We start from the raw sequence: 19,333 nt of genomic DNA on the forward strand, positions 1-19,333 counted from the left end.
GCCCGTGGTCGGACCGGAATCCCGGCCCGGATCCCGCGTGATCCGGGCCGCCACAGAAGGGAATGCCAGTGACGCGCAGAGAGGGGGCTCCCGGAAACGGGATTACGAAAAAGGTATGGATCCAGGCTTCGGCCGAAACCGTCTACCGGGCCCTGACCGAACCGGGCCTGCTGGCTCACTGGTTCTGCGACAAAGCGTCGTGCGACCCCCGCGAGGGCGGGGAGCTGCTCGCCGAGTGGCACCACGGGAAAGACCGGCGCAGGGGGCGCGCCGTCATCACCCGCCTCCAGCCGGGGCGGGCGATGGACCTCGCCTGGATCGACGACGGGCAGGGGGCCGATCCCCCGTCGCGCCACACCCTGAGCTACGAGATCCGGTCCAAGTCGGGAATGACGGAACTGGTCATGACCGACCGCGACGACGCGCCCACCGACGAGGAGACGCTGGAGTTCCTGACCGACGGATGGAATTCGGTGCTGCTGGAGCTGAAGGATTTCTGCGAAAACCGGGAGCGTACGGCGAAAAAGGGCGCGGACGCCCGCTCCTGACCCCCGGCCCCGGGCCCCCGGGGCCGGAAAACGGGCGTGCACGCATCTTTTCCGAACGGGTAAATTCCAAGGCCACAGGCGCTTGCAATCTGCCGGGCGCTTCTGCTAGGATATCGGGTTGATTGGGTCGGCCCATATATCCGGAGGCATAAATTATGCGAAAAGTCCCTTTGGGGGAGTCGTTGCGCATCATCGGGAGGGGATCACTGAACTGGATGGCGCAGCGGCCGATCGTGGTGTCCTTCGAAGTGACGGACGCATGCACCTGCTACTGCAAGCACTGCGATCACGGAGGCCCCCGGGACATGTCGCGGGATCTCCAGCCCGCCGAATACCGTAAATACATGAAGGTGCTCCGCCCCTGCGTGGTGCAGATCTCCGGAGGGGAACCGCTCATGCGGGAGGACCTCGAGGACGTGGTCCGCAACATCAAGTCCGATTCGGGCCTTCCCTACATCATCCTCGTCTCCAACTGGTCCCACATGACCGAGGAGCGCTACCTGGGCCTGCGCCGCGTGGGAGTGGACGAATTCTGCGTCAGCCTCGACTTCCCCGACGAGCGTCACGACGAGTTCCGCGGGCTGCCGGGGCTGTACCGCCACCTCGCGGAGGTCGTCCCCAGGGCGGCGGCCCACGGTTTCGACGACATCGTCATGAACAACTGCATCACCGCCGCCAACGTCGGCGAGCTCCAGGCGATCGCCGACCGGGTGGCCGAGTGGGGCGTCAACGTCAACTACAGCGCCTACTCCCCGCGCCGCACCGGGTGCCGCGACCATTTCCTCACCTCGGCCGACCAGCTGGCGGTCCTGGACCGGGGCCTCAGGAAAATCAAGGAGCGCATGGACGCCTCCCACTGGATCACGAACAACGAGTCGACCCTCGACGCCACGAGCGAATACTTCCACCGCGGCGGCATGCCCTCGTGCAAGGCGGGGCTCCGCTGGCTCGTCGTCACGAGCGACGGTTGGCTGCAGCCCTGCTCGATGCAGTTTCAGCGCTACGCCCTCCACGAACAGGCGCGCATGGTCCGGGAGTTCACCCGCAACAACACCTGCGACGAGTGCTACGTCTCGATCCGCTCCTACCTGGACAAGTCGTTCCCGCAGCTCCTCAGGGAGAACGTGTCGGAGTTTTTCTCCTTCAAGTCCCGGGCGTAGACACCGGAAAACCGGGCGCGGACGTCCATCCCCCGAGGGGGTGGATTCCGCGCCTTTTTTGTCCCCCTTCGATCCGCCGCGCGCGTGTGCTACCCTTTCCGGTACACCCATGAAGGAGGCGCCGTGAAAAGAATCGTGCTGTTCGCCCTCGCCGGATTGTTCTGCGTCCCGCCGCTCGACGCCGCGACCGAAGTCCACGACCGCGTGGTGCGCGGGGCCATCGTGCTCCGGGAGATCTCCGCGGCCCCCGACAACGGGATCCCCCAGGACCTGCTCGACAGGAGCGCGTGCGTCGCCGTCATTCCGGGGCTGAAAAAGGGGGGCTTCATCTTCGGCGCCGCCTACGGCAAGGGGCTCATGTCCTGCCGCCTCGACAACGGCGCCGGCCCCTGGAGCGCCCCCAGCATGTTTTCGCTGAAGGGGGGGAGCTTCGGGCTGCAGCTGGGCGCCCAGAGCGTGGACCTGGTGCTGGTGATCATGAACCTTTCGGGGATGGCGAGCCTGCTCGACAGCAAGTTCACCCTGGGGGCCGACGTCAGCGTCTCCGCCGGTCCCGTGGGGCGCACCGCCTCGGCGGAAACCGATGCCTGGATGTCGGCCGAGATCCTCGCCTACGCCCGTTCGCGCGGGCTGTTCGGGGGCCTGACGATCAAGGGGAGCGCCGTGCGCCCCGACCGGGACGCCAACCACGTCCTGTACGGGCGGGAGATGAAGCCGCGCAGCCTGCTCCTGTACCGGACCGACCCGGTCCCCCGCGACGCGGAAATCTTTCTGGACGAGCTCAACCGCATGAGCCCTCCCAAGGCCGCCCGCTGATTCAGCCCCTCGAGGCGCGGTTCAGGTCGTAGAGGATCCGCAGGCCCTCCAGGGCCAGCCAGGGCTCCACGATATCGATCACGCTCGTTTCCCTGGCGATGGTCTCCACCAGCGCCCCGGTGCCGAAGGTCTTCATGCCCGCCCCCAGTTCGGCGCGGAAGCGCGCGACCATCCCCTCCACCAGCCCCACGTAACCGAAGAGGAGCCCGGACTGCAGGGAGTGGACGGTGTTGCGGCCGATGGCGGAGGGAGGGCGCGTGATCTCCACCCTGGGGAGCTTGGCCGCCCTCCGGAAGAGGGCGTCGGACGCGATGCCGATCCCCGGGGCGATGGCGCCCCCCAGGTATTCCCCCTCGGCCGAGAGGGCGTCGAAAATGGTCGCCGTGCCGAAATCGACGATGCAGGCCGCGCCCCGGTAGATCCGGCGGACGGCCACGGCGTTGACCACCCGGTCGGCCCCCACCTGCTTGGGGTCCTCGTAGCGCAGCGGGATCCCCGTCCGCGTCCCGGCGTCCACGACCAGGGGCTCGGCGTGCAGGTAGTCACGGCAGGCGCGCAGGAAGGTCCCCGTCAGCGGCGGCACCACCGACGCGATCGCGATCCGCGCCACCCCGCCCGCGGAGACCCCCGCGCGCTCGAGCAGCTGCGCCACGAGGAGGCCGTACTCGTCCGAGGTGCGTTCGTTGTCGGAAGCCAGGCGCCAGCGCGCGCCCAGCGTTTCGGCCTGGAAAAGCCCCAGGGTGATGCTGGTGTTCCCGATATCCACCGCAAGAAACATGGCTACCTCCCGCGCCGCTCGAGCGTCAGGTTGTCGATCAGGCGCGTCCGGCCGATCCGCACGGCCAGAGACAGGAGCCCCCCGCCCTCCACCCGGTCGAGTTCGAGAAGCGTCTCCGGGTCGGCGACGGAGACGTATTCCTCCCGCGCGAGCGGCTCGGAGCGGAGCTCCTCCCGCATCGCCGCGCGCAGCGCCTCCCCCGCCCTCTCCCCCGCGTCGTACCGGGCGCGGGCGGCGGCAAGCGCCCGGTAGAGCACCGCCGCCGCCCGCCGCTCTGCGGCGCCGAGGTAGGCGTTGCGGCTGCTCAGCGCCAGCCCGTCCGGTTCCCGGACCGTGGGGCAGACGACGACTTCGATGGCAAAATCGAGGTCGCGCACCATGCGCCGGATGACGGCCACCTGCTGCGCGTCCTTCTGGCCGAAATAGGCCCGGTCGGGGGTGAAGGCGTTGAGGAGCTTGGCCACGACCGTGGCCACCCCCCGGAAATGTCCGGGGCGGCACCCGCCCTCGAGCGGGCGCGTGATCTCCTCGACCGTCACCCAGGTCTGGTAGCCCGGCCCGTAGAGGCTCGCGGCCGCCGGGGTCCAGACCAGGTCGGCCCCCAGCCCCTCGAGCAATTCGAGGTCCCGGCCGATGGGGCGCGGGTAGGCGGCGAGGTCCTCCCCGGGGCCGAACTGGGCCGGGTTGACGAAGATGCTCACCCCCACGGCGTCGCACTCCTCCCGCGCCCGCCGGACGAGCGACGCGTGCCCCTCGTGCAGCGCCCCCATCGTCGGGACCAGGCCGAAGCTCCCCCGCAGCGACCGGCGGGAGTCCCTCAGCTCCTCCAGGCTTTCCGTCACGCGCATCGATTCCCCTTCCCTTCGGTCGCGGCCCGCACCAGGAGCCAGAGCAGCCCGTTGACGGGGGCCGGCACCCCGCGGCGCGCCCCTTCGGCCGCCACCGCCCCCTGGATCGCGTCGCACTCCGTCGGCGCGCCGCGCTCGAGGTCCTGGAGCATCGAGGACCGGTTCGAAGCGGTGCGCGCGGCCACCGCCCGCGCCTCCTCCGCCGCGTCCTCGAACGGCAGCCGGATGCCGGCGGCTTCGGCTACCCGGGCGCATTCGCGCGCCGCGCGGGCCACCAGCTCCAGGGCCGCGGGCCGCGCCAGCAGTTCCCCGTTCGGCACCCCCAGCAGCGCCGTGAGCGCGTTGATGCCGCAACTGGCCGTGAGCTTTGCCCACAGCAGCGCCTCGACCTCGCCCGGGTCGCACGCGCGCGCATCGAACCCCGCCCGCCCGAGGAGCCGCGCCACCCATCCCGGCGCCGCCACGACCGTGGGCCCGCCGCCGGCCGCCCGCACGTGTCCGGGCCCCAGGAGCGCGGCCCCCTCCGTGGTGCTGCCGCCGAAGGCTCCCGGGCCGAGCCGCTCCAGGTTCCCCAGCCCGTTCTGCAGCGTGAGGGCCACCCCCCCCTCCCCGAGCGCGGGGCCGAGGTGGGGGGCGATCGTTCCGGTCCGCCACGACTTCACCAGCACGAGCACGAGATCGGCCGCCGGCGTTCCCTCCCCGAGCCGGGCCGTGCCGACCCGGACGCTGCGGCTGCCGGCGCCCTCCTCGAGGAGGATGCCCCGCCGGCCGATGGCATCGAGCGCTTCCGTCCAGCTCCCTACCAGGGTGACCTCGGCCACCGGGGCCAGCCTGGCGCCGAAGAGGCATCCGAGCGCCCCGGTGCCGAATATGGTGACATGCATCCCGGCTCCTCGACCGCGGCCGCGTCAGTGAAACCGGCCGGGCGCGCCGCCGTCCGGTCCCGTCTCCGATTCCAGCATCTCGATCTCCCGCACCAGGTCGCGGAATTCCTGGGGGTCCATCGTGTGGGAATGCTCCGGCGCCGGGAACCGGCGCTCCTTCACGTCCCCGATATATTCCGTGAAGGCCCGCTGCATCTCGGAGAAAAGATCGGCGTACCTCTTGACGAAACCGGGCGTGAAGCGGTCGAAGAGTCCGAGCAGGTCGTGCACCACCAGCACCTGGCCGTCGCAGGCGGCGCCCGCGCCGATACCGATCGTGGGGATCGCCAGCCGCCGGGTGACGAGCCCCGCGAGTTCCGCGGGGACCGCCTCGAGCACCACCGCGTAGCAGCCGGCGTCCTCCAGGATCAGGGCGTCCTCGATCAGGCGCCGGGCCGCGGCGGCCGTTTTCCCCTGCACCCGCCACCCCCCCAGCTGGTGCACGCTCTGAGGGGTGAGGCCGAGGTGGCCCATGACGGGGATCCCGGCCGAGACGATGGCCTTGACGGCGGCCGCCCGCTCGCGCCCCCCCTCGAGCTTGACCGCGTCCATCCTCCCCTTTTTCATCAGGCTGCCCGCGTTGCGCAGCGCCTCCATCGGGGAGCCCTGGTAGGTCATGAAGGGGAGGTCGGCCACCAGCTGCGCCCGGCGCGCGCCGCGGGCGACCGCGCGGCAGTGGTGGATCATGTCCTCGAGGGTCACCGGCAGGGTGTTGTCGTATCCCAGGACCACCATCCCGAGCGAGTCCCCGACCAGGATGCCGTCGATGCCCGAGCGGTCGAGCGCCACCGCGGTGGAGTAATCGTAACCGGTCAGGAAGGTGATCGGCTCCCGCCGCGCTTTCTTGGATTGCAGCGTGAGGGTGGTGACTTTCTTTACCGCGGATGCGGAATCGCTTGAGGCCATGGCTATCTTCTCCTTCCGAGTAAGATGCCTGTATATGCCGCAACCAGGAGCGGACAGGCAGCGCCGTCCCGGTCCGTCCCGGATCCAGGCGGCACCCCATATCATAGGCGACCGGACGGGGTTTGAGAAGGCCGAACCCCCTTTCCCCCGCCCCGCGAAAGATGTGTCGGGCGGGCCGCCGCTGGAGTAGAATCAGGGCATACCGCCGTATCCGAGGATCCGCGGGCAAGGGGGGGAGCCATGAAAGCACTGGTGAAGAAGGAAGCGCGGCCGGGGTTGTGGCTCCTGGACGTGCCCGAACCCGAGATCGGGATCAACGACGTGCTGATCCGGGTCGACCGCACCGGCATCTGCGGCACCGACCTGCACGTCTACGAGTGGGACGCCTGGGCCCGGCGCACCATCCCCGTGCCCCTGGTCGTGGGGCACGAGTTCGTGGGGGACGTGGTCGAGGTCGGCTCCAACGTCTCCGACTTCCGCCCCGGGGACATGGTCAGCGCCGAGGGGCACGTGGTCTGCGGCCGCTGCCGCAACTGCCTCGCCGGGCGGCGGCACCTGTGCAAGGCCACCTGCGGCATCGGCGTCAACCGCCCCGGCGCCTTCGCCGAGTACATCTCCGTCCCGATGACCAACGTCTGGCACCACCAGGACACCGTCGACCGCGACGTGGCCGCCATCTTCGACCCGTTCGGCAACGCGGTGCACACGGCGCTGGCTTTCAACGTGCTGGGTGAGGACGTGCTCGTCACCGGGGCCGGCCCGATCGGGATCATGGCCGCGGCCGTGGCGCGCCACGCGGGCGCCCGCTACGTCGTGATCACCGACCTGAACGAGTACCGCCTGGAGCTGGCGCGCCGGCTGGGGGTGACCGAGGCGCTCGACATCCGCACGGCAACCCTGGAGGAGACGCAGCGCCGCCTGGGGATGCGCGAGGGGTTCGACGTGGGGCTCGAGATGTCGGGCAACCCGGAGGCCTTCCGCTCCATGATCGCCAACATGTGCCACGGCGGCAAGATCGCCCTGCTCGGCATCCCCTCGGAGCCGATCGAGATCGACTGGAACACCGTCATCTTCAACATGCTCACCATCCGCGGCATCTACGGCCGCGAGATGTACGAGACCTGGTACAAGATGACGGTCATGCTCGAAAGCGGCCTGGACATCCGGCCGGTGATCACCCACCGCTTCCCCGCCGCGGAGTTCGAGCGGGGGTTCGAAGCGATGCGCACCGGCCGCTCGGGGAAGGTCCTCCTCCACTGGCGATAATTTTCGCCCGGCGGCGATAATTTCGCCCGGCGCCCACATGTTCCATTGACTTCGCCCGGGGTTATTGCTAGTTTATTGCCCGTGCCATTTTGCTCCTCAGTAGCTCAATGGTAGAGCATTCGGCTGTTAACCGAAGGGTTGTAGGTTCGAGTCCTACCTGAGGAGCCAGAACACCCCCGCAAAGCCAATAAACACAACAACTTACAAAATCCAAAAATCTGGCACCCAACGATCTACCCCACGATTCCAAAGCCGTGAACCACAAAAAAGGCCCGGTTTCCCGGGCCCTGGTTCAGCGGTCGTCTGTCCCCCCTACTCAAGGTTTACGCCCTCTTTCATGATGCGGAGCAGCTCCTCCCGGGGTATGACGGTCCTCCGCCCATATCGAATAAATCGAATCTTTTCCTCCTGGCACCAGCGATACACCATCCGCTTGGAGACGTATTCCAGATACCGGGCGACCTCATCGGGTCGGAAAAACCGCTTGTTCGGGATCTCAGGCATATCATTCACGGTCGGACCTCCCGGGAAGCCACTCAGAAGCGAGCCAGATATTGCTCATTCATCACCCCCTTCCGGGGCGGCGGACCCGATCTCGTCGAGCTCCTCGATCAGGTCGCTGCCCTGTTGCGCTACCATCTCCAGGAGCGCTTTGGGGAAATGCTCGGCGTCCATTTCGGCCAAGTCATTGAAGACCATAGTCAGCGCGAGGATGGTCTCGTATTGTTCGGTTGTGATCGTGATTCCCGCGTTTTGTGGGGCAGTGCGCGAAATGGTATTCTTACGTCCAGCCATGCGTTCCTCCAATCAGGAATGCAGGGTCAGGAACCGGCCCGGGTTGGCGCCCGATCCGGTTCCGCTCCTTGCAGTTTATTTTTTCTTTGCCTTCCTGAGGTATTCGCGGAAGAGCTCCGCTGCGATTTCGGTTATCGTCCGATTCTCCTTTATAGCCTGAATCTTCATGGCCGAAATCAATTCGGGCTCCACCCTCAGGTTGAACGACTTTTTCTTTTCCATGCATGGCAGTATATACCTAGGCGCCTAGGTGTCAACAATATTTTCGCCCAGTATCACGCCCAGGTCATCTATCCCCCCTCCGTGCGGTAGTATGCCGGGAGATCGCTTTGGATGTTCGGCTGTTGGCGTAGGCCAGGTCGGCGGCGATCACCTCCGGGCCCCGCTGGGTCAGCACGCTGAGCGCTTCGTCCCGGGCAATAATCCGCATCGTCGCCGCGTCCGCCATCTCGATATCGAAGGTCTTTGAGGTGCCGTAATTGTAGACACTGACCTGCAGCGGCGGGCGGGACATCTCCCCCAGGTCGAATGTCCCGCTGCTGCCAATCTGCCTCTCCTCCGGGACCTGGCCGGCGTTGAGCGCCTCGAGGAGGGGGCGGTAGCGCCGCGTCACATCGGCGTCCATGACGAATTCCTGGCCGTGGACGAACCCCGCCACCTCATCCGGGGAACCGAAACCGGTGAAGCCGCCCTCCTTGAACCCCTGGGAGCTGATCGCGGCCACCTGGGCGAACCCTGCCGCCATCACGGCTGCCATATTGAGGGCACCCCAGATTCCGCCCTGCGCCAGCGCCTTGGTCGCGCCGACGTAGGTGTTAATGGTAGCCTCGGCGATGGCGGCTGCCTTGCCGATGGCGGCGATCACCCTGATATGAGAGCTCTGGATTTCCGCCAGATTTCCGAAGAAGGTCTTCGCGTTCGCCAGCTTGACGCTCGCTTCCTCAGCGGCGATGCGTTTCTTGGCGGCGGAGTATTCCTCCTCGCTGATCAGGTCCCTCTCCCTGAGCTCCTCGATCTCCGCATAGTATTGGCGGATCGTCTCCAGCTGTTCTTCCTGGGCCGTCGTCGTGAAATCCATGGATCGTTCCATCATCTGCGTGATGCGATCCTCGGCTTCTCCCAATATTGCGGCGTCGATCTCGGTCGCCTCGATGGTCGCCTTCCCGATTGCATCCCAGGATGCCCGGAACTGTTCGGTGCTTATGGAGAGCTCCTGGTATTTGTCGAGAGCGTTTTGCAGTTCGGCGTTGAATGAGTTCAGGTTCTGGGCGCCTAGGCGGCGGGAGGTTTCCTGGGGGTTGAGGTCGAAAGGCTGGGGGAGACTGTTGACGCCTCCGAAGCTGCCCCAGTAGGACTCATTGAAGAGATCCATCATTTCCTTTGCCTGGGCTGCCTGTTTATCCTGCGACTTTGACAATTCATTGACTACTTTCAGCTGCTCGTTCAGACCGCGGAGCACTTGCGCCTGGGCCGCCAGCTGCTCGTTGGTCCCCTTCTGGATGAGGTTATCGAACGTCTTCTGTGCCTCCGTGATCCTCATCCGCAATTCTAGATTGTCCGCGTTCTGGGCGATCAGCCGTTGCTGCTCGACGAATATTGCCCTCGCCTGTTCCGCCGGATCATATTGCTTCCGATCCAATGGGGGAGTCGGAGGACTCACCACATTCTGGAAGTTTTTATCACGTTGCAGGTATTGCCACGCACCCTGCTCATCCTCTGGGGCTCTAAGTCCGGGTGCATCCCAAAGGGTGTAATCCTTGCTGCCTTCAATGATGAATTTAAAGAAAGGGTTGTTATTGGCCGCTTCGCCGAGCTTCGCCATATAACTGAGTGTTTCTCCGATCCCTACTTTTTTGTTTGTCACCCATCTAGCCCAGGCCCTGTCGACTTTATCCAGCGCCTCGTCGAACTGCATCAGCTTCTGCTGGGTAATCTCATCCCATACCGGTCCGCTCGACTCCATGATTTTGATCTGCTCCGCCAGGCTATCATTGCTGGACATGAGAAGTGGAATCAGGGTGCGCAGCTCGCCGCCCAATGCGGCGTTCATGGCCTGGGCCCGCTCGATCGGATCGACGATGCCAGCGAACTTCCCCCGCAACTCATCGAGCAGGGCTACAGCATCCCTAGCGTTTCCATTCGCATCGATCAGGGCGATGTTGTTCGCCACGAGAGAGCGGGTGAAGTGGCCCCCCTCCCGGCTTCCGAGCTGCTTGTTGAGCTCCCCTATTGTTCCTGCCAGGTCGATCCCTTCGAGGCCCGCCTCCTTGCTGATCTGCCCGAGGGCCTGAATCGTCTGGGTGGTCAGCCCGGTAGATATTGACAGGTTGTAGAGCGCCTCGGCCTGGTTGGCCATATCGGCGCCCATATCGAACAGCGCCTTGCCGGCCAAACCAGCAGCCGCGGCCACGGCTCCCATCCCGATAGCCACAGGGCCCAGGCCCTCCAATATCGAGGCCAGTCCTGCCTTCGCCGCGGCCATCGGATTCCCGGCAAACTCCTGAATGGACTTGCCAAGGTTCTCGAAATCGCGCATTCCTCCGGCGACTTGTTTATTCTGCTCCATCAGCCGCTGGACCGTCGGGTCGATAGCGCTGCCCATTTTCTGCTGGGCCTCGGACGCCTGCTTCACGCGGTCCTCGTACACCTTCCAGATTTCGGACGATGACTTCCCGGCCTTTTCCAGCAGCTGGATCTGCTCCCCCAACTCCTTCGTGGGATTCAGCGCCCGATCGAAAGCGCTCAGCATCCGCTGCCCGGAGGCCGTCACCTTGATTCCTGCCTCCTCGGCCGCCTTCATGCTCTCGCGCATCGACTGGTTCATCCGGTCGACGTCCTTCCCAATTTCGACGAATAGTCTTGAGATTGCCATATCTTTGCCTCACTCGAGTCCCGACTCGTGCCCCGGATAGTATGGACAAAATTTCAGTGAACAACTGTTTCCGCATCAGCAGGGGCCGCGGCGATCATTTTCCGCAGCCCCTCCAGGTCCTTTTTTATCGCCTCGATCGCAATAATCACGGCCACCTGAACTGCTGCAATCTGGAGCACCTGTTTCTCTAAGTCAGCAAACCTTTTGTCGTCCATGACTCCCCCATTGCCCGGTATTTTTCTCCCGCGCCGGGCCTCGCGGTGATCGCAGAACCGCCGATATTTGTGTCCGCCTCGGGCGCGGGCGGTCAAAATCAGAGATAGACGGCGCCTTTGTGCCCCGCGTTGAATCGTGCCCACGCGCCGGGGCTCGCGCCGGAGCGATCGGAGGTCAGAATCGAAATCTCCGCCAGGTCCAGACGTCGGTAGGTCTCTATGCCGGCAGAAAAGTCCTTTTGGCGGACAATCGGACGAAAAGAGACGCCGAGCACGCGGTTGAGCTCAAAAGCGCGCTTAATTCGGTCGCCGCGGCTAGAATCGGGCAGCCGGTACTCGAAATACAGGCCGCGTCGATCCTCAGCCAGAAACAAAGCGCCGTCGGATTTGCGGCCGATTAACTGCTCGGAGTCGTGGTCCAAAAGCACCGCACAGTCAACGTCTCGCTCGAGCCACGCCGAAAAGGCGCACGGTGCAATCTGGATCTCGCGGTCCAGAGCTGCGGTGTGCCAGGTGGCGACGTATCCATAGAGGCATCCGACCGGCGCCCTTCGGATTTTCGCCAGGTCGGCGCGGTGCTCCCAGGGCACGGCTGTAAGGGCCTCGCCTTTCTCTGGCCATCGGCCCCACCTATTGTAAAAATCGAGCGAATCGAATCCGCTCAACTCAGGGTCCCTGATATTCATATGCTGCCTTTCTCGAAAATTTGGATTGCATCCGCTCCCGCGGGGTACGTGGTGTGCGTACACAGAGCGGGCTGCCTGTCGGGTTGCGGCGCGGCCGCCACTTTGGCCGGCGTCGGGTGTGCGGGTTGTGGCGCTGCGGGCGCGTCGGGCTGCCCGGCTTGGTGTGTCGGGGAGACAGCCGCGATAACGCGGTCCCACAAACCGGGCTTGGTTTCCAGCGCTTGGAGGCGCTGCTCAAGGGCCACAATACGGTGCTCCATCAGTCGGAATTTTGCGGAAATGGCCGAGCTGAGGTTCGCGCTGTCGGACCTGACGGTAGACAGCTGCCGCTGCAAGACGTTAACGTTGTATTCGGTGGACGATCTTTCCATTATTACCTCACTGTTTCTGCCCGGAGCCGCCGGGCCGCGGTCAGTCCTCGAGCAGCTCCCGCTCCTCGTCGGTCAATAATCCCAGCCGCTCGAGCTCCGCGACCTGGGCGTCGGGGAAACCATCCAGGCCCTGGTCGAAAACCCAGAATGCCCAGGGCCGGCGGCCGGCCTGGTGGCGGAGGGCGTGTTCTTCGCAGCGGCCGCGCACCTTGTGACACTCGCACAGCCGCATGAACAGGTGGCGGTTCGCCTCCCAGGCGGCCCGGGCGTCCTCGAGCGTCCGGATCCGGACTCGCGCGGGCGGCGCAGGATCGTGGAGAAGTCCAGAGTGTAGCGTCAAGGTATCCAGGACGGGGCACAGGGTCTCAAGAGCCCAGGTGGCAGATAGCCGGAAATTCCGGGTGCGGCGTATGCGTTTTGTCGGCATGAGACGATCCTCACTTTCCAGGGGGGCGCCCCGGACGGGGCTGGAGCGGTTCAAGGTCTAAATTCAGACTTTTCAAGCACGCCAACATGGTCTGCACGCTGCCTCTCTCGACCGCAACGCTCGGGTTCTCGCGGAGCTGACCAAATCGGTCTTTGAAGGTTGTCCCCTCATCTCTGATTTTTGCCCGGGCCTCCTCGGCGCGGTCGAGGGCATGGCAGAACTCGCCAAGCAGCCGAAGGCCGGCCGCATCCTCGATCTGGTATTCGAGAATTAGGGTTTTCCAAGCCTTTCGCGCGGAAAGTGACAAGTTCTGAGGGGGTTTTGGCGTCTTTTCAGAATTTTTCATCCGGAGAACTCCATTTCGTTCACGCGAAGGCGCGCGCCCGGTCTCTGGTAAATCGACTCGGAGATTTGACTACCCCCCCACCCCTTACCTATAACCCTATATCTCTTTATATATCTATAAGATAGAGGACTATAGATAATGCTGAGAGCAGGCATAGACTCGCACGGTAGTGACAAGGGGGCACGGGGTGGTAGAGGTGAACGGTGAACGGGGGTGAACGTGAATATTGGAAAAGTATTTATATATGCGCATATGAGAAAAGTTTTGGTAAATTGCTGTTCACCCGCGTTCACCGTTCACCTCCTCGGATCCGGATTCCTTCCATGGAGCGGATCGCGGAGCCATGAACCTTTCTCCGTCCGGGGTGACATCCAAGGCCCGTTATTCGGAGTCCAAAGACCGTTCGGGTAAGAGGGTCAATACCGCTGTGCTCCGCCCATGCAGCATAGGAATCCCAGAGTGCGCCGCTTGAAACCCAGGCTGTAGGATCGAGCTCGCAGCACTCGGCGAGGTAGTCGGCCAGGGGATCCGAATCAGTGCGCCAGGCATCAACCGCAGACGTTACCTCCTCCGGCCTGTGCAGCCCCTCAGCGCACCATCGCACGGCGCCCTGGATCATCCATGCCAGGACGCCCTCCGCCTCGGCCAGGAGCTTCTGTCGGAGGTTGGGGTCCTGCTCTGCTTTTGGGATGGTGACCTCGAAAGGGATCAGGGCCAGCCGGTTCCAGATCGCCGGATCCTGGCCGCGTACAACCGGGCGGTGGTTCGCGTCGATCCAGAGCGTGTGCGATTCGGGAAACTCGAACCAGTCCTCATATTTTTTGCAGGCCCGGATAATTCCCATCCCCTGGGTGATGCGCTTCAGCCGGGCCTCATTCAGGCGTTGCCCCTGCTCCGTCTCGGAGCTCCGCACAAACCGGGCGCCGCGCAAGTTGGCCAGGTCGGCCAGCTCATTGTTTGATAAGTTTTTGCTCATGAGGCTTTCAGTAGAGATCGAGGCGCTGTAGGGGCCGATGATCTCCCGGATCAGCTCCAATAACGTCGTTTTGCCGTTGTCGCCGGCGCCATGGCAAAGGAACACCACCTTCTCGCTGGTGACGCCCACCAGGGAATATCCCAGCGCCGTTTGCATGAAGTGCACAAGCCGGGTGGATCGCTCCTCGGATTGCTCGAGGCCCATCATGCGATAGAGCGCCACCAGGAAGGCCGCGCACTTCGCCTGGGGGTCGTAGCGGAAGGGAATCACGCGGGTGATGTAATCCTCCGGGAGGTGCGGCCGGAGCGCGCCGCTCCGGCAGTCCACTGTTCCATTGAGCACGTTCAGGCTGTAGGGATCGCGGTCCAGTTCGTCCATTTCAATCGGGAGCTCGCATTGCGCCAGCGAGAGCGCATTCTCGATCCGCTTGGAATCCAAGCTCCGGCGGCTGAAGGTCTCGTGCGCCTCATTGTGCGCGATCAGCGCCTGGCGGTGATACTCGGTCATCACCAGCTTTGCGCGCCGGCGCAGATACCCGGAGGTATCCCATTCCCAGTGCGTGCCGGCGTAATAGAGCCATTTTCGGGCGGGGTAGCAGTATCGGATCTCCTGCTTGAGGTGCGCCAGGAGGCGCTCGGAATTGCCTACGTCGTGCATTCCATACCGCAGGAGGTCGGGCTCATATTCTCGGGCGGCGGATATGCGCTCGAGGAGGCGCTCCGGGCCGCCGTCAGGGTGCGCCAGGTAGTCATCGGCTCCGGTCTTTTCCAGGTCGGCAAGGTCGGGAAGGTCCACCAGGTAGACCTCCGCTCCCCGGGATTTCAGTTCGCCTGCCAGGCCCCGGGCGGCCGCCTGGACGGATTTATTTCGCGCGGCGTCAGAATCGAACAGGATATATGCGCGGCGGCCCTGCCAGGTGATCCGGGCCAGGTCGGGGATCGGGCCCTTTACCGCCTGGCGGCTGCCGTCAGCTCCGGCCTGCTTGCCAACGGTCCCGCGCCACGACCACACGCCCGTAAGGCCCAGGGGAAGATACCTCGGGGTCTCCTGGTCGCTGGTGGCCATGCGCCAGAGCGCCAGAACCTTGAAGGCCCCCTCGGTGATGATGATCGGCAGCTGGGAATCATCCAGGTTGCCAGCCGTGGCCATGTCCGGAACATAGAGAATATTGCTCCGGCCCGGCGGGAGAAGATACTTTGCCTTCGGCTTTGTGGTGCCGTCCCGCTTTATCTCAAGCTCCGGGTGATCCAATCGCAGCTGGGTTTCCCGGGTGCCGGCGCCTGGCCAGGTGTAGGGGATCGCCAGCCCCGCGTAATCGCCGGATCCCTTCCGGCCGATGATGGCCGCGCCGTCGGCCGATTCCACCCGGTAGATTCCGGCCGCCTCCGCCAGCTCGGGCGGGATCCATCGCGCGCCCAGGGCTTGGAGGTCGCCATCATTCAGGCTTGCCATGCGGCACCTCCATGGGGCTTGCCCTTGGAAATCACTTCTCCAGCGTGTTGGAGAAGTGTTTCTTTCGGTCTTCCGGGCGCGGCACCTCCATGGGGCTTGCCCTTGGAAAGCGGGTCTGCAACGATTTGCTGACCCGCTTTTTTGTACTCATCGGAGCAATGATCCCCGCCCCCTTCCCGCATCCGCTCCTTCGCCTGTGCCTTGTAGATGCCATCCTGTTTTTCGGCCCGGTAAAGAGGGCAAAGCATCGCGTGATGATCGCGCGGACCATAGACCACGGCGCCGCATTTCGGGCAGCGCCAGGGCGCCGGCTGGCCGTCGGGGATCCGAATATTCGTTGACGGGTGGGGCAGCATAGCCTACTCGCCGATCAGTGCGCGAATCTCGGACGCACGCCAGGCGGTGATACGCGGTCCCAGCTTAACAGGCTTCGGCGCGCGGCCGTCTCGAACCATATTCCACCAGGTCGCGCCGCAGATCGGGAGGACGGCCAGGATCTGCGGCAAGCGCACGAATCCCTGCGCGGGGATCCCTGCCGTTGCCAGCCGCCGGGGATATCCGCTTGTTGCCTTCCGTGTTTTGTTTTGAGTGCTTTCTCGCATCGCTATACCTCCATGCGCTGAGGTATAACGATTTCCGGATACTGCCTACAAGGTAATCAAAGGGGCCTTTTTTGTACCTTTGTTTACCCTGTAGGCCTTTGCCGCCGTTAGGGTGAGTTTGTGGGCGCTGTCACCTGATACCATTTCTCCGGCGGCGGCGAGCAGGATAAGGATGCAGTTTTCGAATGATCCATCACGGGTGGCCTTTGGATCGCATCCGTGCTCATTGAATATCTCGAACACCTGGAGGACGTATTGCCCTTTTGGGTCGGCGCGGCGGCCCTTTGGGCATTTGCCGGATATCGCGTACTGTGCCCTTCGAATTGCGGCCCACAACTCGCGCAGCGCATCCGGGCTGTCACGGATTATTGCCGGGTTCTCCCCCTGTAGCGCGGCCACCTGGCCAATCATCGAACCGGTCAGAGGATCGAGGCGCTCGATCCTCTCCATGAGCTCCCGGGTTCTCACCTCGAGCTCGGATAGTGCGCCCCTTATGTTCCCGATGGAGGGGATCGCAGTGCCGGCATATCGGCTCCATGCGATAAACCGCGCGGTGACAAACTCCAGCGCATTATAAAAATCAGCCGTCGGTTTTTTAAGCAAATTCTCGTTAATCTGCTTCCGGGTCGCTTCATCGAGCGAAAATTCCGGGATCCAATATCCGGACCTTGCGCCCCATTTCGCTTGCGGCCTGGCCATTATGCTCCCCTCATTTTCACTACTTTTTCAGCCGGCTTTGCCGTGGCGAAGGCCGCCCAGGCTTCCATCAGGGGGCGGCGCAGATCGAGAAGATCGCTACGCTGATAGCTCTCCTCCACCTTGGATTGCAGTCGGTGGGCGAGGCATTTCTCAATCACGTTGTGCGCATATCGGTTTCGCTCTTCCGCCCAATCCCGGAACGATGAACGGAAGCCGTGCGCCGTGATTTCAGACCTTCCCATGCGCTTGAGACATTGCAGGAAAATCATATTCGAACAGGGGCGGCCATAGGTGCGGCCCGGGAAAACGTAGTCCCCTTCCCCCAGCTCCCGTGCCTCCTGGAGTATTTCGAGACAGCGCGGGGCCAGCGGTACCCGGTGGGGGATCCTCCGTTCTGTTGCCTTGCCCTTCATTTGCTCGGCCGGAACGGTCCAGGTCCTCGCCTCCAGGTTGATCTGATCCCAGCGCGCGAGCAGGACCTCGGAGGTCCTCATCGCTGTGAGGATCAGGAATTCAAACGCCAGCTTCACGGACAGCGCCGCGTCCGCTGCGCGCATTGCCAGGATAAATCCGGGCACCTCCTGGTAAGGCAGGGCCGGGTGGTGATCCGCCCCGCTTACTTGCTTGGGCAGAACCTTTGTGACATCCTCCGCCGGATTGTCGCCGGACATCCACCCCCGCGCCTTGGAGTAACTGAAGACGGCCCGGAGGCGCTGTTTGATGCGCTTGGCGCTTTCGGGGATCTCGAGCCATATCGGGGTAAGGACCTTCAGGACATCGCCGGAGGTGACACTATCCACGGCCAGGGCGCCGATCGCCGGGAAGGCATACGTTTCAAGGGTGGTGATCCATCGGTTTGCGTGGCGTCGATCGAAGCCCTTGGAATTGACCGCGTGAAATTCCCGGGCCGCCTCCTCGAGAGTGGGGACCGTCATTCGCTCCCGCCGCCGCTGTTCGACCGGATCGCCGCCGGCCCTGGCGATCTTTCGAAGTCGCGCCGCCTCCTCGCGCGCGTCTTTGAGCGAGACATAGGACAGGCCTCCCAGTCCGATATCCCGGCGCTTGCCCTTGACGGTGGTCCGGAGGATCCAGTGCTTCCCTCCGCTCGGTTCGACCACCAGGAATAAACAGCCGCCGTCAGCGTACATTCCGGGCTTCGAAAGTCCCCGGATTTCGGCGGCCGATAACGCCTTGTCGGGGTGTTTCCCAGGTTCGATTCCTTTCATAGGAGCCTTTCCTACCCCACGATTTACCCAACGAAATTATTTTGATGCCACTATATTCCCTTCCTTTTCCTTTGACAATGAAAATCTACAAATGGTTATGAATACTGGGTTTTGTTTACGTTGCTTGTTTTCCTTAGACGCTATAAAAACGCCTACCTGAGGAGCCAGTACCTTCCTTTAATTACACCACCCATTAAGACTTAGACCCAAGACCCCCTGCAAATCCCGGGCTATTCGATATTGGCGCTGACAACGGACGCCATCTGCATCATGTCGATCGTCTGCCCCGCTTCCAGGCCGGTCAGATCGGTCACTTTTCCGTTCTTCCCGGTAGTCCGGGTGTTTTTGAATATTTTGATCAGGTTGGCGTCCGCCACGATGAATTTGCCGGCATTTTCCGGCTTGCCGTTCACCGTTTTCGTCTGCAGCCCGTTTTCCTTGATGTAATCCCACAACCTTTTGGTGATCTCGGTGCGAGGAAGCGAGGCAACGCCCAGGAATGCGGCCAACTCCGCTTTCAGTGTCACCGGTTTGTTGAGTCCCTTTTCTTCCGCCATGGCTGTTGTCTCCGTTATCTGGTTGGATCCGATCTGGTGGAGAAAGTATTAGGGGCTTCCCGTTTGCATGTCAAGGGACCAGACCCGGTGCTGCCGGGCCGTCCCGTGAATGCGGAGGGGGATCCGGGGTTGGGGCCACCGGTGACTGGCCCCCCGGTCAGGCGATGGCGGTCAGCCGCGCCACCCGCACCGCCGGGCGGTTGCGGGCGATGTCGTAGGCCGACTGCAGATTAGCCCAGAACTCGGGCGTCGTATGGAGCGCCTCGGACAGCATCCATGCCGTCTCCGGGGTGACCCCCCGCTTGCCACGCACGAGTTCATTGATACGCTGCACCGGCACGCCGAGATGCGATGCAAACGCCACCTGCGAGACGCCGAGCGGCGCAAGGAACTCCCGCTGCAGGATCTCACCCGGGTGAGTGGGTATGCGATTTTCCGGAATCATGGCAATGCCTCCTGCCTGTGATAGTCCATCAACCGGACCTCTGCGGTACCGTTGTCATCCCAGCGAAACACGATCCGCCACCGCTCGTTCACGCGGATCGAATAACACCCCTTCAGTTCACCTCGGAGCCTTTCGAGCCGGTTTCCGGGCGGTGATCCCAGGTCCTTTGCGGCGGCGGCGCCGTTGAGCATATCCAGCTTGACCAGGGCCGGCTCGACAATGTCCTGAGGGAATCGGCGTACGCGGCTCGCAGGTCGACCATGGTACAAATCCTCGGTGGCGCGGCCGCCGAAAGAGACAATCACGGCGCCTCCCAGGTCAGGAATCCAGTATACCGGAAATCACGGATAGCGTGCACACTTTGGAGCAGGTTCGGTTTGACGGACCCTGTCCATGAATGCGGGAGCGGTTTCGGGCTT

24 protein-coding genes and 1 tRNA gene are annotated in these 19,333 nt (G+C 63.6%); 5 read left to right on the forward strand and 20 right to left on the reverse strand.

Annotation, left to right across the window (positions count from 1 at the left end; translation table 11 throughout):
- Positions 1-68 precede the first annotated feature (68 nt).
- The 3 genes from GXY47_13290 (at position 69) to GXY47_13300 (ending at position 2,524) form a co-directional block, all read left to right on the forward strand.
- The gene (locus GXY47_13290) at positions 69-548 is read left to right on the forward strand and encodes an SRPBCC domain-containing protein (GenBank protein ID NLV32118.1); all 480 of its coding nucleotides are present in this window, start codon (positions 69-71) and stop codon (positions 546-548) included.
- A 155-nt stretch (positions 549-703) separates the two neighbouring features.
- Positions 704-1,708, forward strand: coding sequence for a radical SAM protein (locus GXY47_13295; GenBank protein NLV32119.1), 1,005 nt, complete (start codon positions 704-706; stop codon positions 1,706-1,708).
- A 123-nt stretch (positions 1,709-1,831) separates the two neighbouring features.
- Positions 1,832-2,524: a lipid-binding SYLF domain-containing protein gene (locus tag GXY47_13300; protein ID NLV32120.1), complete on the forward strand. Its 693-nt coding sequence runs from the start codon at positions 1,832-1,834 to the stop codon at positions 2,522-2,524.
- Position 2,525: 1 nt separating this feature from the next.
- Here the strand turns inward: GXY47_13300 and GXY47_13305 are convergent, their stop codons facing one another.
- Genes GXY47_13305 through panB form a run of 4 tightly spaced genes read right to left on the reverse strand, consistent with a single transcriptional unit; the run spans position 2,526 to position 5,979 of the window.
- On the reverse strand, positions 2,526-3,302 hold the full coding sequence (locus GXY47_13305) for a type III pantothenate kinase (protein ID NLV32121.1): 777 nt from the start codon (positions 3,300-3,302) through the stop codon (positions 2,526-2,528).
- 2 nt (positions 3,303-3,304) lie between these two features.
- Positions 3,305-4,150 (reverse strand): pantoate--beta-alanine ligase, encoded by an 846-nt coding sequence (locus GXY47_13310; protein ID NLV32122.1) that lies wholly within the window; start codon positions 4,148-4,150, stop codon positions 3,305-3,307.
- Positions 4,141-5,034 (reverse strand): ketopantoate reductase family protein, encoded by an 894-nt coding sequence (locus tag GXY47_13315; protein NLV32123.1) that lies wholly within the window; start codon positions 5,032-5,034, stop codon positions 4,141-4,143. The genes GXY47_13310 and GXY47_13315 overlap by 10 nt, the downstream gene beginning before the upstream one ends.
- A 24-nt stretch (positions 5,035-5,058) precedes the next feature.
- On the reverse strand, positions 5,059-5,979 hold the full coding sequence (panB, locus tag GXY47_13320) for a 3-methyl-2-oxobutanoate hydroxymethyltransferase (GenBank protein NLV32124.1): 921 nt from the start codon (positions 5,977-5,979) through the stop codon (positions 5,059-5,061).
- A 240-nt stretch (positions 5,980-6,219) separates the two neighbouring features.
- On the opposite strand from panB, the gene tdh reads away from it, so the two are divergent.
- Positions 6,220-7,245: an L-threonine 3-dehydrogenase gene (tdh, locus tag GXY47_13325; protein NLV32125.1), complete on the forward strand. Its 1,026-nt coding sequence runs from the start codon at positions 6,220-6,222 to the stop codon at positions 7,243-7,245.
- A gap of 93 nt (positions 7,246-7,338) precedes the next feature.
- A tRNA-Asn gene (locus tag GXY47_13330) sits at positions 7,339-7,413 on the forward strand.
- A 144-nt stretch (positions 7,414-7,557) separates the two neighbouring features.
- Here the strand turns inward: GXY47_13330 and GXY47_13335 are convergent.
- The 16 genes from GXY47_13335 to GXY47_13410 all read right to left on the reverse strand — a co-directional run bounded on the left by GXY47_13335 (position 7,558) and on the right by GXY47_13410 (position 19,219).
- Positions 7,558-7,758 (reverse strand): helix-turn-helix domain-containing protein, encoded by a 201-nt coding sequence (locus GXY47_13335; GenBank protein NLV32126.1) that lies wholly within the window; start codon positions 7,756-7,758, stop codon positions 7,558-7,560.
- 45 nt (positions 7,759-7,803) lie between these two features.
- Positions 7,804-8,040 (reverse strand): hypothetical protein, encoded by a 237-nt coding sequence (locus GXY47_13340; protein ID NLV32127.1) that lies wholly within the window; start codon positions 8,038-8,040, stop codon positions 7,804-7,806.
- 75 nt (positions 8,041-8,115) lie between these two features.
- The gene (locus GXY47_13345; protein NLV32128.1) at positions 8,116-8,262 is read right to left on the reverse strand and encodes a toxin-antitoxin system HicB family antitoxin; all 147 of its coding nucleotides are present in this window, start codon (positions 8,260-8,262) and stop codon (positions 8,116-8,118) included.
- 64 nt (positions 8,263-8,326) lie between these two features.
- Entirely contained in the window at positions 8,327-10,912 is a 2,586-nt protein-coding gene (locus GXY47_13350; GenBank protein ID NLV32129.1) for a hypothetical protein, read from the reverse strand.
- A 53-nt stretch (positions 10,913-10,965) separates the two neighbouring features.
- Positions 10,966-11,127, reverse strand: a complete 162-nt coding sequence (locus GXY47_13355) for a hypothetical protein (GenBank protein NLV32130.1) — start codon at positions 11,125-11,127, stop codon at positions 10,966-10,968.
- Positions 11,128-11,225: 98 nt separating this feature from the next.
- Positions 11,226-11,813: a hypothetical protein gene (locus GXY47_13360; protein NLV32131.1), complete on the reverse strand. Its 588-nt coding sequence runs from the start codon at positions 11,811-11,813 to the stop codon at positions 11,226-11,228.
- A 411-nt stretch (positions 11,814-12,224) separates the two neighbouring features.
- Complete coding sequence (locus tag GXY47_13365; protein NLV32132.1) at positions 12,225-12,524, reverse strand: hypothetical protein; 300 nt, start codon at positions 12,522-12,524, stop codon at positions 12,225-12,227.
- Between the two features lie 97 nt (positions 12,525-12,621).
- Complete coding sequence (locus GXY47_13370; protein ID NLV32133.1) at positions 12,622-12,957, reverse strand: P27 family phage terminase small subunit; 336 nt, start codon at positions 12,955-12,957, stop codon at positions 12,622-12,624.
- 289 nt (positions 12,958-13,246) lie between these two features.
- The gene (locus GXY47_13375; GenBank protein ID NLV32134.1) at positions 13,247-15,385 is read right to left on the reverse strand and encodes a DUF3854 domain-containing protein; all 2,139 of its coding nucleotides are present in this window, start codon (positions 15,383-15,385) and stop codon (positions 13,247-13,249) included.
- Entirely contained in the window at positions 15,373-15,741 is a 369-nt protein-coding gene (locus tag GXY47_13380; GenBank protein ID NLV32135.1) for a hypothetical protein, read from the reverse strand. Before GXY47_13380 ends, GXY47_13375 begins: the two co-directional genes overlap by 13 nt.
- 3 nt (positions 15,742-15,744) lie before the next feature.
- Positions 15,745-15,987 (reverse strand): AlpA family phage regulatory protein, encoded by a 243-nt coding sequence (locus tag GXY47_13385; protein NLV32136.1) that lies wholly within the window; start codon positions 15,985-15,987, stop codon positions 15,745-15,747.
- Positions 15,988-16,032: 45 nt separating this feature from the next.
- Positions 16,033-16,686: a hypothetical protein gene (locus GXY47_13390; protein ID NLV32137.1), complete on the reverse strand. Its 654-nt coding sequence runs from the start codon at positions 16,684-16,686 to the stop codon at positions 16,033-16,035.
- Entirely contained in the window at positions 16,686-17,912 is a 1,227-nt protein-coding gene (locus GXY47_13395; GenBank protein NLV32138.1) for a tyrosine-type recombinase/integrase, read from the reverse strand. The genes GXY47_13390 and GXY47_13395 overlap by 1 nt, the downstream gene beginning before the upstream one ends.
- A gap of 230 nt (positions 17,913-18,142) precedes the next feature.
- Positions 18,143-18,469: a hypothetical protein gene (locus GXY47_13400; GenBank protein ID NLV32139.1), complete on the reverse strand. Its 327-nt coding sequence runs from the start codon at positions 18,467-18,469 to the stop codon at positions 18,143-18,145.
- 157 nt (positions 18,470-18,626) lie between these two features.
- Positions 18,627-18,914: a HigA family addiction module antidote protein gene (locus GXY47_13405; protein NLV32140.1), complete on the reverse strand. Its 288-nt coding sequence runs from the start codon at positions 18,912-18,914 to the stop codon at positions 18,627-18,629.
- Positions 18,911-19,219 carry a type II toxin-antitoxin system RelE/ParE family toxin gene (locus GXY47_13410; GenBank protein ID NLV32141.1) on the reverse strand — a complete coding sequence of 103 codons (309 nt, stop codon included), beginning with the start codon at positions 19,217-19,219 and terminating at the stop codon, positions 18,911-18,913. Before GXY47_13410 ends, GXY47_13405 begins: the two co-directional genes overlap by 4 nt.
- Positions 19,220-19,333 lie beyond the last annotated feature (114 nt).

It is taken from the genome of Acidobacteriota bacterium, assembly GCA_012729555.1.
Classification (GTDB): domain Bacteria; phylum Acidobacteriota; class UBA6911; order UBA6911; family UBA6911; genus UBA6911.